9 protein-coding genes, 1 pseudogene and 1 other annotated feature are annotated in these 11,775 nt (G+C 61.2%); of the genes and pseudogenes, 6 read left to right on the top strand and 4 right to left on the bottom strand.

The window, feature by feature from the left end; translation table 11 throughout:
* Positions 1 to 85: a sequence feature (AL1L pseudoknot), on the bottom strand. This feature is flagged as partial in the annotation.
* The 3 genes and pseudogenes from GGQ67_RS13490 to GGQ67_RS13480 form a co-directional block, all read right to left on the bottom strand.
* Positions 1 to 365 (bottom strand): annotated as a pseudogene (locus GGQ67_RS13490) (transposase); the annotation flags it as partial. Its footprint overlaps the feature before it by 85 nt.
* A 131-nt stretch (positions 366 to 496) precedes the next feature.
* Complete coding sequence (gene tnpB, locus GGQ67_RS13485) at positions 497 to 847, bottom strand: IS66 family insertion sequence element accessory protein TnpB (RefSeq protein ID WP_183900665.1); 351 nt, start codon at positions 845 to 847, stop codon at positions 497 to 499.
* Entirely contained in the window at positions 844 to 1,242 is a 399-nt protein-coding gene (locus GGQ67_RS13480) for a transposase (RefSeq protein WP_183900664.1), read from the bottom strand. Before GGQ67_RS13480 ends, tnpB begins: the two co-directional genes overlap by 4 nt.
* Before the next feature lie 328 nt (positions 1,243 to 1,570).
* Here GGQ67_RS13480 and GGQ67_RS13475 point away from each other — a divergent pair, with 328 nt between their 5' ends.
* From GGQ67_RS13475 to GGQ67_RS13455, 5 genes are read left to right on the top strand one after another with little or no spacing between them, the layout of a single operon-like run.
* Positions 1,571 to 2,332, top strand: coding sequence for a glycosyltransferase family 2 protein (locus tag GGQ67_RS13475; RefSeq protein ID WP_183900663.1), 762 nt, complete (start codon positions 1,571 to 1,573; stop codon positions 2,330 to 2,332).
* Positions 2,329 to 2,997, top strand: coding sequence for a PI-PLC domain-containing protein (locus tag GGQ67_RS13470; protein ID WP_210279630.1), 669 nt, complete (start codon positions 2,329 to 2,331; stop codon positions 2,995 to 2,997). Before GGQ67_RS13475 ends, GGQ67_RS13470 begins: the two co-directional genes overlap by 4 nt.
* On the top strand, positions 2,994 to 3,620 hold the full coding sequence (locus GGQ67_RS13465; protein ID WP_183900662.1) for an HAD family hydrolase: 627 nt from the start codon (positions 2,994 to 2,996) through the stop codon (positions 3,618 to 3,620). The genes GGQ67_RS13470 and GGQ67_RS13465 overlap by 4 nt, the downstream gene beginning before the upstream one ends.
* A gap of 10 nt (positions 3,621 to 3,630) precedes the next feature.
* Positions 3,631 to 4,353 (top strand): glycosyltransferase family 2 protein, encoded by a 723-nt coding sequence (locus tag GGQ67_RS13460; RefSeq protein WP_183900661.1) that lies wholly within the window; start codon positions 3,631 to 3,633, stop codon positions 4,351 to 4,353.
* Positions 4,350 to 4,676, top strand: coding sequence for a cupin domain-containing protein (locus tag GGQ67_RS13455; RefSeq protein WP_183900660.1), 327 nt, complete (start codon positions 4,350 to 4,352; stop codon positions 4,674 to 4,676). Before GGQ67_RS13460 ends, GGQ67_RS13455 begins: the two co-directional genes overlap by 4 nt.
* Before the next feature lie 124 nt (positions 4,677 to 4,800).
* Here the strand turns inward: GGQ67_RS13455 and GGQ67_RS13450 are convergent, their stop codons facing one another.
* Positions 4,801 to 5,508 carry a hypothetical protein gene (locus tag GGQ67_RS13450; protein ID WP_183900659.1) on the bottom strand — a complete coding sequence of 236 codons (708 nt, stop codon included), beginning with the start codon at positions 5,506 to 5,508 and terminating at the stop codon, positions 4,801 to 4,803.
* Between the two features lie 869 nt (positions 5,509 to 6,377).
* Between GGQ67_RS13450 and GGQ67_RS13445 the strand changes: the two genes are divergently transcribed.
* Positions 6,378 to 11,615: a beta strand repeat-containing protein gene (locus GGQ67_RS13445; protein ID WP_183900658.1), complete on the top strand. Its 5,238-nt coding sequence runs from the start codon at positions 6,378 to 6,380 to the stop codon at positions 11,613 to 11,615.
* Positions 11,616 to 11,775: the final 160 nt, after the last annotated feature.

Genomic DNA, 11,775 nt, shown 5'->3' with positions numbered 1-11,775 from the left:
CGACCCCGAACACGCTACGGTGTTCGTCAATGAACGAGATCATCGTTTGAAGGGGCGGTCGAGCTCCGCCATCGCGAAATAAGCAGACGCCTTGCCAAAATCTCGTTGGCCTGACGAAGCTCGCGGTTCTCCCGCTCCAGAGCCTTCATCTTCTCGGCCGCGTCGCTCGGCAAGCCTGCTCGTTTGCCGCTGTCGACCTCAGTCTTCTTCACCCATTCATGCAGCGTGGCTGGCGAGCAACCGATCTTGCCCGCAATAGATGAAACGGCTGCCCACCGCGACGGGTGCTCTGCCTCGTGATCCAGCACCATACGGATGGCGCGTTGACGGACTTCAGGTGAAAACTTGTTCGTTGTCTTGCTCATATCGGCTCCACTTTCTCAGAAGTTGGAGCCTCCGGCAAACCCGGTGCGGTTCAGTTTCTGTTGGGAAATGAGGAGATCCAGCGCGCGCTCGATTGCGCCACCAAGGAGAGAACAGCTGTTTTCAGGAAGCGTTAGGCAGCATGGGGGCGACGGTAGTTCGCGGATACCACTCTGCGCCAATCGATACCTTCAAAAAGGGCCTCGAATTGCGCCTTGGTGAGCGTCATCGTGCCGTCTGCCAGCTTGGGCCAGACGAACCCTGGCCCCTCTACGCGCTTGTAGATCAGAACGAGACCGGTCCCATCCCACATCAAGACTTTAATCTTATCTCGTCCCTTCGAGCGGAAGACGAAGAACGCGCCTGAAAACGGGTCGAGCTTAAAGTTATTCATGACATAGTTCGCCAGGCCGTCCATGCCTTTGCGGAAATCGACGGGCGCCGTCGCCAGGTAAATTGTATAGGTGCTTGACGGAGCAATCATGTCGCCCGCCCCGCAACACGAATGAGCTTCAGAAGATCCATCTCCGGAATATCAGACGGGAATTCGAAATAGATCTTGCCTACATGAAGTCGGGCAAAGCTGACCGTTTGGCTTTTAATTTCGACAGGAGCGATCGGCTTATTCGCGCCTTCAATTTGAATCGTGGCGAACGCTGGCACCTCTACCTGGATATGGTCGCCTCTCTGGCGCCGGTCAGCTATCCACCATTTGCGGACAAGACCGGGCTTCGTGCGAAGCTCATCGGCGATTTGGCTGAGCGGAATACCTTCCTCGCGAATGCGACGTGTAGCCTCTCGCTTCAGTTCTTCGGGCCAGATATTTTTCCCCAAGGGAGAGCATTCGATCACGAAGCCCCAAACCTCGTGTTTGGACATGGCGTTCTCCTTTTGTCTTGGAGACAAAGGTAGCACCACTGGGAACGGCAAATTTAGATGGTAAAGCGGGGGCTATATGCAACGCTTACAATCTTCCAAAGACTGAAATCACATCAAACAAGACAAACAAAGCCCGCACAACGCGGGATTTTGGCGTGCGCGGAAGGCCGCCGGGTTCAAATTGGGCCAAAGCGCTTTTCGTTCGCGCGCGACGCGCCGGCCTTCTTCCAAACTTCACGGACGCCCATCCGCGCAGACAGCGTGACGCCAGCTTCGGCCGTTATTGGTCGCCTCACGGTGTAAGCTGATACAATTCGGGATATGCGCAATGTTGAACATCGTCGTACCAATGGCAGGGCATGGAAGCCGCTTCGCCAAGGCCGGCTATACTCTTCCCAAGCCTCTTCTGCCCGTGCACGGCGTGCCGATGATCCGGCTGGTGATCGAAAACCTTCGCCCGTCCGTCGAGCATCGCTTCATCTTCATCTGCCAGGCCGCCCACATCAGGGAGCACGGGCTGGGCGAGAAGCTGCGCGCCTGGGCGCCGGGCTGCGAGATCTTTCTCGTCGAACAGGTGACCGAGGGGGCCGCCTGCACGGTGCTGCTCGCCCGCGACGAGATCGATAACGATCAGCCGATGATGATCGCCAATTGCGACCAGTATATCGACGTCGATATCGACGACTACCTCGAGGCCATGGGCGATCTCGACGGGATGATCATGACGATGACGGCGGATGATCCGAAGTGGAGCTTCGTCTCCTTCGGCGCCGATGGCTATATCGACAACGTCGTCGAGAAGCAGGTGATTTCCGATCACGCGACCGTCGGTATCTACAATTTCCGCAAGGGCTCCGACTTCGTCTCCCATGCGGACCGGATGATCGAACGCGATTTCCGCGTCAACGGCGAGTTTTACGTGGCGCCGGTGTATAATTTCATGATCGAGGACGGTTCGAAGATCGGCGCCTATTCGATCGGCTCGGTGGATGCCGGGATGTACGGTCTCGGCGTGCCCGAGGATCTCAGCCATTTCCAGAGCCTGCCTCTGTCCTTCGACGTGACGCGGTCGCTGGGTGTTTCGGTATGATCGAGGTTCTGAGCCATCGCGGCTACTGGAAGACCCCTGAGGAGAAGAACACGGTCGAGGCCTTCGTTCGCTCGTTTTCGCTCGGCTTCGGCACGGAGACCGACGTGCGCGACAGCCAGGCGGACGGCGCGCCTTCGATCGTCATCTCGCACGACATTCCGCGCGGGGGAGAGATCTCGTTCGCCGAGTTGCTCCGGATCGCCAAGCAGCACGGCTCGCCGTTGCTGGCGCTGAACATCAAGGCCGATGGCCTGCACGACATGCTGGCCGAGGTTCTGTCGAGCGAAGGCTACAGCAACTATTTCCTTTTCGATGCGTCGGTCCCCGATCTCATCCAGGGCGTGAAGCGCAAGATGGTCTCGTTCACGCGTCTCAGCGAATATGAGCGCGAGGCGTCGCTCTACGACAATCCCGGCGTCAGCGGTGTGTGGATCGACAATTTCCTGCCTGGGCGCTGGTACGACGCGGCGCTGATCGAGCGCATCCTCGCCGACGGCAAGCAGGCGACGCTGGTGGCGCCGGATCTTCACGGGCGCCACGACGAATATGAACCATTTCTCCAGTGGCTGGTGTCTTCGGGGCTCAACGAGCGGGACGGGCTTTCCGTCTGCACCGACTTTCCGGAGCGCGCGCAACTGATACTGACTGGCCGGGACGCAGCATGACCACGCTTAAGGCAATTATCTTCGACATGGACGGCGTGCTGATCGATGCACGCGAATGGCACTACGAGGCGCTCAACCGGGCGCTGGAGCTCTTCGGATACACGATCCCGCTGCACGAGCACCTGACGATCTTCGACGGCCTGCCGACACGGCGCAAGCTCGAGATCCTGACGACGACGCGCGGACTTCCGGAGGCGCTGCACGGCTTCATCAACGAGATGAAGCAGCTCTACACGACCGAGATGATCCACACCAAGTGCAAGCCGACCTTCAAGCAGGAATACGCGCTGGCGCGGCTGAGGGAAGACGGTTACCGGCTCGCGGTGGCGTCGAACTCGATCAAGAGCACGGTGTCGCTGATGATGTCGAGGGCCGCCCTCGACGGCTATCTCGAGTTCCAGCTGAGCAACGAGGACGTCAAGCACGGCAAGCCGAGCCCGGAGATCTATGTGAAGGCGATCACCATGCTGGGCCTGACGCCCGAGGAATGCCTGATCGTCGAGGACAACGAGAACGGTATCAAGGCGGCCAAGGGTTCCGGCGCGCATGTCATGGTGGTGAACGATATCTCGGATGTGAACTATCCGGGGATCACCGAGACCATTCGAAAAATCCACGGTTGATGAGCTTGCGATGAATATTCTGATCCTGATAGCCGGCGAGCCTCGCATCCAGGCGATGGAGGCCTATCCGACCGCGCTGGTTGAAATCAACGGCGTACCCCTGGTGCAGCGGCAGCTGGCCGAATGCGCCAAGATCCCCGGCCACCGCATCATCGTGGCGATGCAGAAAAAGGACCTGGCGCGCTACCATCTCGACGAGGTCGTGCGCCTGCTGTCGCCGGAGGCCGCGGTGGTCTCGGTCGAGGACAAGACGGAAGGGGCCGCCTGCACGGCGCTGCTCGCCGCCGGCTATATCGACAACGACCAGCCGCTCCTGATCCTCAACGGCGACGAATTCCTGACGGTGCCCTTCGACGGCGTGATCCAGAACTTCGTGGAGCGCGAACTGGATGGCGGCACGATGACCTTCAAGTCGGTGCATCCGCGCTACTCCTTCGTCCGGCTCGACGACCAGAACATGGTGGTCGAGGCGGCCGAGAAGCATCCGATCAGCGATAACGCGACGGCCGGCTTCTACTATTTCCGCCAGGGACGCGATTTCGTGCGCGCGGCGAAGAACGCGATCCGCAAGGACGCGCGGCACAACAACATGTTCTATGTCTGCCCCGTCTATAACGAGATGGTGCTCGAGGGGAAGAAGATCGGCATCTTCCCGATCAACGCCAAGGACTTCCATCCGATCAAGTCGGATCGCCAGCTGATCGAGCTGTCCGTCACGGAAGGCGACAAATGAGCGACAAGCCACTGACCCTGAACGACATGATCGGCGGCTGGTTCGTCGGCGACTTCGACCCCACCGTCGTGAAGACGGATGCGTTCGAGGTCGGCGTGAAGCATTACGTGGCCGGCGACAAGGACGCGGCGCACTATCACAAGATCGCGCGCGAGATCACGCTCGTCGTCTCCGGCACCATCAGGATGATCGATCAGGTGTGGGAAGCGGGAAGCATCATCGATATCGAGCCGGGCAGGGTCAACCAGTTCGAGGCACTGACCGATGCGACGGTGACCGTCGTCAAGATCCCGAGCGCCAAGAACGACAAGTATCTCGTCTGATTTATCTCAAGGAGCGCATTCGCGGATGGTTTCGCGGGGCGCTATACTTTCAAGACAGTGCTATAAAGCAGAACGCCCGCATCGATGATCTCGATGCGGGCGTTCTTGTTAACGGGCTTGTTTGCTATTCCGCGCGGATTTCCTGCAGGACCATGCCGGTGCTGCCTGCCATGCTGGTCAGGCGCGGTCGGTTGAAGACCGTGTAGAGCGGATTGTCGCATTCGGGGTTGGCGAACAGCGTGTTGGTGTCGAAGTAACCGTCCTCGATGAACTTCAGATTGTCGTGCATCGTGCGCAGGTAATAGTACATCATGTGCAGATGACCTCGGCCGGCCAGCTGGTTCATGATCAGCGCATTGTGGAAGGCCGGAATGGCGGCCTTGCCGATGACGTGGATGGCATCGCCAACGCGGCGGTGATCGCGCCAGTAGTCGCGGTATTCCTTCCAGGTGAAGTGGATGCTGTTGATGTCGATCTTCAGGTTCCAGGCGTCGAAGGGCTTCTTGAACGCCAGATCGAAGCGGACGACCACCAGAGCGTCGAAATCGGTCTTCTGGAAGACATGCTTCAGCGCTTCCTTGTAGGTTTCCGCCTGCGAGCTTCCGTTGGGGTCGAGCAGGATCAGTTCGCATGGCGCGAATTTTTCCTGCAACTCGGCCAGCGCCGGGCTTTCGTAGGTCGCCAGATAGACGGTGGCATCCGGATTCCTCGCGCGAATCGGTGCTATCACGTTCTCAAGCAGGGAGGCGGCATTGTCCCGCCCGTCCATCGGCAGGCCGAAACGATCCTTTTCAAGAAAGTTGTGGCCTCTAATCAATATAGACAGTCGCATTCTGTTCGTCCCTATCACCCAATAGCTCCATGAACGCCATTTTACTTGTGCCGGGCTTGCCAAGGGGATGAATCAGTGTGCGCCGCAGCATCGGGGAATGCTCGCCGGGCCGTGTCGGTGAAGATTGCCCCAAAATTGGTCGCAAATTATTGCACGCGAGACGCGAGATGTTGCCGGAGCATGCCGCCGCTATTTGCTATTTTCCCCTTCGAGGGGTCGGATGACTTGCTCCGGCATGATGATTCGCCGCCATTTTTATAATGCTTCCAATAGATAGTCTTGCGTTCAATGTAGCAAGTCGCGCTTTTTTGCCTTTTGTCTGCTTACGGCTCAATGGTATTAGTTAGATATAGCGAATTTACGCTGGCGCCCGCGATAGTTGCTGGTGCCGCGAGTCGAATGTCCGGTTTCGGCTTAAAAAAATCGGTAGTGTGCCAATTGCATCTAAAAAGATGCCGATTTAGTCTTCCCGCGACCGAATCTGTAACAGGAGTACAGCTCAGCTACAGCCGACGTTAACTCGAAATTAAAGACTGCCGAATAAGAGTTCTACTGCTCGCGATAGCTCTACCGAGGGGCGCGGTTGGCCGGTGGGTCCATGATGGACGCTGGCAAATGGTGCCGGGGGTTAAGAAATTCGCGTTCATTGGCGTAGGGATCAGAGTCGCTTTGGCTCTGGGCGCATGATGCCCTCCTTTTGCGCTGGCTCGTCCGAGCCATGTTTAGTTTGACCCAATTTTGTTCCGACAGGAAACCCGGATCGTCGATGCCGACGACGCCGTGTGGCCGGCCTCAGTGCGGCTATGCGCGTCCGACCGACGGGGCGGGAATGATGTCTTTTGATCAGCTAACGCGAGGGGCGCTCGTCCATGACTTCCATTGTTTCTTCTCTGACCGTCAATCAGATCCGGGCGCTGTCGACGACCGCGATCGCAAATCTGTCTTCCAACGACGTGGCGTCGCTCACGACGACACAGATCAAGGCCCTGAGCTCGACGCAGCTCGGCGCAATCGAAACCCAGGACTTCGTTGCTCTTTCCTCCCAGCAGATGAGCGCCGTATCGGCGACCGCGCTGGTCGGCCTCAAGCTCGAGCAGCTGGCGGTTCTTTCCACGGCGCAGCTCGGCGGCTTCTCCACCGCCCAGGTCGCCGCTCTCTCCACCAATGAGGTCGCAAACCTCAGCTCCGAACTGATCGGCGCTCTCTCGACCGGCCAGGTCGCCGCCCTTACGTCGAAGCAGATCGCTTCCATGGGTACGGAAGACGTCGCCGCCTTCACGACCGACCAGATCGCCGTTCTGAAGAGCACGCAGGTCGGCGCGCTGAGCAGCTCGCAGATCTCCGTTCTCTCCACCGGCCAGATCGCCGCTCTCACCTCCACGCAGACCGCGGTCCTCACCTCGGCTCAGCTCGGCGCCATCTCCTCGGAAGGCATCGCGCTGTTCTCGACCGACGAGATCGCGGCCATCAGCACCAAGGCGCTCGGCGGTCTGACGACCGATGGCATGGCAGGCCTCACCAGCAACCAGATCGTCGCGCTCAAGACCAGCCAGATCGCTCTGCTCAGCAGCGCCCAGTTCGGCGCCCTGAGCTCCGACCAGATCGGCGTTCTGACCGGCTCGCAGATCGGCGCTCTCGGCTCCAAGCAGCTTGCTTCGCTTGCCACCGAAGTGATCGCATCGCTTTCCACCGACCAGATCGTCGCGCTGAAGTCGACGCAGGTCGCGGCTCTCACCACCGACCAGCTCGCGGCGCTTGACGCCAACCAGGTCGGCGCATTCAACTCGGCCCAGACCGCGGCGCTCTCTTCCGCGCAGTTCGGCGCCCTGACCACCGAAGACATCGCGACCTTCACCACCGACGAAATCGCGGCCATCAGCACGAAGACCCTGGTTGGCCTCTCGACCGCTACGCTCGGTGCCCTCGACACCGCCCAGTTCGCCGCCCTGAAGTCCAGCCAGGTCGCGCTCCTGACCACGTCGCAGATCGCCTCTCTGGGTTCCGAGAAGATCGGCGCGCTGAAGAGCGACCAGGTCGTCGCCCTGACCTCGAAGCAGCTTTCGGCTCTGACCACCGATGATGTCGCCGCGCTCAGCACCGACAACGTCGCCATCATGAAGACCGCGCAGATCGCGGCTCTGAGCAACAGCCAGATCGCCGCCATGTCTTCCGAGCAGATTTCCGCGCTGACAGGCGCGCAGATCGGCGCGATGACCTCCTCGGAACTCGCCGCCCTCTCGACCGAAGACATCGCAACCTTCACGACCGACGAAATCGCCGCCATCAGCACAAAGGCTCTCTCCGGCCTTTCGACAGACGTCATCGGCGCTCTCGACAGCCTGCAGATCGGCGCCCTTAAGTCGAGCCAGGTCGCTCTTCTCAGCACAGCCCAGATCGGCGCGCTCACCACGGACAGCGTCGCTCTCCTGAACAGCGACCAGATCGGCGCCCTGAACTCCAAGCAGATCGCGGCGTTCGGCGCCGACGAGATCGGCGCGATTTCGACCGACAACGTCGCTCTTCTGAAGACCGCGCAGATCGCGGCCCTCAGCTCGACGCAGATCGGTTCGATGTCGTCCGACCAGATCAAGGCGCTGACCAGCACCCAGATCGGCGTGCTGAGCTCGGCACAGCTCGGCGCGATGTCGACGGACGGCGTCTTCGCCTTCACCACGGATGAAATCGCGGCCATCAGCACCAAGGCTCTCACGGGCCTGACCACCAACGACATCGCCGCCCTCGGCAGCGGTCAGATCGTCGCGCTGAAGTCGAGCCAGATCGCTCTCCTCAGCAGCGATCAGCTCGGCGCCATCTCCACCGAGAACGTCGCTCTCCTGACCAGCGACCAGGTCGGCGCGCTGACCTCCAAGCAGATCTCCGGTCTCTCCACCGACGCCGTCGCCGCTCTTTCGAGCGCCAATGTCGCGCTGCTGAAGACCGCGCAGATCGCCGCCCTGACGACCGCGCAGATCGACGGGATGTCCACCGAACAGGTCGGCGCCTTCACGAGCGTCCAGGTTGCCGCGCTGACGGCCACCCAGATCGGCGCCATGTCGAGCGACGACATCGTGACGTTCACGACCGACGAAGTCGGCGCGATCAGCACGAAGGCCATCGCCCAGCTCTCGACCGAAAGCCTCGGCGCTCTCGACACGATCCAGTTCGCCGCCCTGAAGTCGAGCCAGATCGCGCTTCTGACCACCAGCCAGGTCGCATCGCTTTCGACCGAAAAGATGGCCGCTCTCGGCAGCGACCAGGTCGGCGCCCTGAACTCCAAGCAGATCGCGGCGCTCTCCACCGGAGAACTCGCGGCTCTGACCACGGACAACGTCGCAATCCTGAAGACGACGCAGATCGCCGCCCTGAGCAGCGCCCAGGTCGACGCAATGACGTCCGATCAGATCAAGGCCCTGACCAGCACCCAGATCGGCGCACTGTCCTCCGGCCAGCTGGGCGCTCTGTCCAGCGAAGACATCTCGACCTTCACCACGGACGAAATCGCCGCGATCAGCACGAAGTCGCTGTCGGGTCTGTCCACGCAAGCCGTCGGCGCCCTTGACAGCAACCAGGTCGTTGCCCTGAAGTCGAGCCAGATCGCGGCACTTGGCACGATCCAGCTGAACGCGCTGTCGACCGACAACATCACCAAGCTGCTGAGCGACCAGATCCTGGCGCTGAGCACCAGCCAGCTTGCCTCGCTGTCGACCGATGAAGTCGCCGCGATCTCCACCGCGAATGTCGGCATCCTGAAGAGCACTCAGGTCGCCGCCCTGACGACGGCGCAGATCGGCGCGATGTCCACCGAACAGATCGGCGCGTTGAACAGCGATCAGGTCGCGGTTCTGACGGCCACCCAGATCGGTGCCATGTCCAGCGAAGACATCGTGACGTTCACGACCGACGAAGTCGGCGCGATCAGCACGAAGGCGATCGCTCAGCTCTCGACCGAAAGCCTCGGCGCTCTCGACACGGCCCAGTTCGCCGCTCTGAAGTCGAGCCAGGTCGCGCTTCTGACCACCAGCCAGGTCGCGTCTCTCTCGACCGAAAAGATGGCCGCTCTCGGCAGCGACCAGCTCGGCGCCCTGAACTCCAAGCAGATCGCGGCCCTGACCACGGCGGACATCGCTGTCCTCTCCACGGACAACGTCGCTCTTCTGAAGACCGGCCAGATCGCGGCCCTGACCACGGACCAGCTCGTCGCCCTCACGGACGACCAGGTTACCGCGCTGACCGCCACCCAGATCGGTTCGATGAACTCGGCCCAGCTCGCGGTCCTGTCGACAGACGATATCTCGTCGTTCTCGACCGATGAGATCGCGGCGATCAGCACCAAGGCGCTGGCCGGTCTGACCACGGCCGATATCAACGCACTCAGCGGCGACCAGGTGAAAGCCCTGACGTCCGGCCAGATCGCGCTGCTCAGCACCGGCCAGATCGCCGCGCTGACGACCGACAACATCGCGGTTCTGACCAGTGATCAGGTCGGCGCCCTGAAGTCGAACCAGATCGCGGCGCTGTCCACGGACGAAGTCGCGGCTCTCACCACCGACAATGTCGCGCTGCTGTCGTCGGCCCAGGTTTCCGCTCTGAACAACACGCAGATCGGCGCCATGTCCTCCGACCAGATCAAGGCTCTGACCAGCGCCCAGATCGGTGTCCTGACCGCCGACGAGTTCGCCGCGATGTCCACCGACGACATCGCGACCTTCTCGACCGACGAAATCGCCGCGATCAGCACCAAGATCATCGCGGCTCTGTCGACCGACACGATCGAGGCACTCGACACGGTTCAGTTCGCTGCGCTCACCACCGGCCAGGTGGCCCTGATGAGCACCGCGCAGATCGCGTCTCTCTCGACCGAAAAGGCGGTTGCCCTGAGCAGCGACCAGATCGGTGCCCTGAACTCGAAGCAGATCGCGGCCCTCAGCGCGGCTGACCTTGCGGTTCTGTCCACCGACAACGTGGCACTGCTGAAGACCGGCCAGGTCGCCGCCCTCAGCACCGCGCAGATCACGGCGATGACTTCCGATCAGCTCAAGGCTCTGACCAGCGACCAGATCGGTGTCCTGACCTCGGCACAGCTCGGTGCCATGTCGACCGACGGTGTCTCGGCCTTCTCGACCGACGAGATCGCCGCCATCAGCACCAAGGCCCTGACCGGCCTGACCACGGACGACATCAATGTCCTCAGCAGCGCGCAGATCGCCGCTCTGAAGACCAGCCAGGTCGCTCTGCTGACGAGCAGCCAGATCGGCGCGATCACGACCGACAACATCGCCATCCTGTCTTCGGATCAGGTCGGGGCGCTGACGTCGGGCCAGATCAAGGCTCTGACCGCCGACGAAGTAGGTGCGCTGACCACCGACAACGTCGCCATCCTCAAGACGGCCCAGGTCGCGGCACTGACCACGGACCAGATCACCGCCATGTCCTCCGATCAGGTCAAGGCATTGACGAGCGGTCAGGTCGCGGTTCTCACCGCAGCCCAGATCGGCGCCATGTCGACGGACGATATCGTCTCCTTCACCAACGACGAGATCGCTGCCATCAGCACCAAGGCTATCACCGAGCTCTCCTCGGCCAGCATTGATGCAATGAGCACCGATCAGTTCAAGGCGCTGACGACGAGCCAGGTCGCGCTTCTGACCACCGGTCAGATCGCATCCCTGTCCACCGACAAGATCGTCGCCCTGAGCACCGATCAGATCGGCGTCCTGAACTCGAAGCAGATCGCGGCGCTGACCACCGCCGACGTCGCGGTCCTGACCACGATCCAGGTCGCTGGCCTCAAGACCAGCCAGGTCACGTCGCTGACCTCGGCCCAGATCGAGGCAATGACCACCGACCAGATCCAGGCCTTCGACAGCACGCAGATCGCGGCGCTGAGCTCGGCGGAAATCAGCGCAATGTCCAGCGAGGACATCGCGACCTTCACGACCGACGAAATCGCGGCGATCAGCACCAAGGCCCTGGCCGGACTGCAGACCGAGGACATCGCGGCCATGAACAGCGACCAGCTCGGCGCCTTCACCTCGACCCAGGTGCCGGCCCTGAACAACGCCCAAGCCGAAGCGATCATCGCAGCCTACGCAGCGCTGAACGTCTAAGCCTGATACAAACCGGAACAGGACGCCGCCCGATCACATCGGGCGGCGTTTTTCGTTCCGGTCTATCCCGCCGAACCGCCTTGATATCAGGCGTTCCACGCTGCCACGCGCGCCGATCAGCCAGCCCGACGCAAGCTCTATCCGATAGCAAGGGGCACGA

The sequence above is a fragment of the Rhizobium metallidurans genome (genome assembly GCF_014196505.1).
Classification (GTDB): Bacteria; Pseudomonadota; Alphaproteobacteria; order Rhizobiales; family Rhizobiaceae; genus Rhizobium; species Rhizobium metallidurans.
This window is presented reverse-complemented; position numbering and strand designations above follow the sequence as displayed.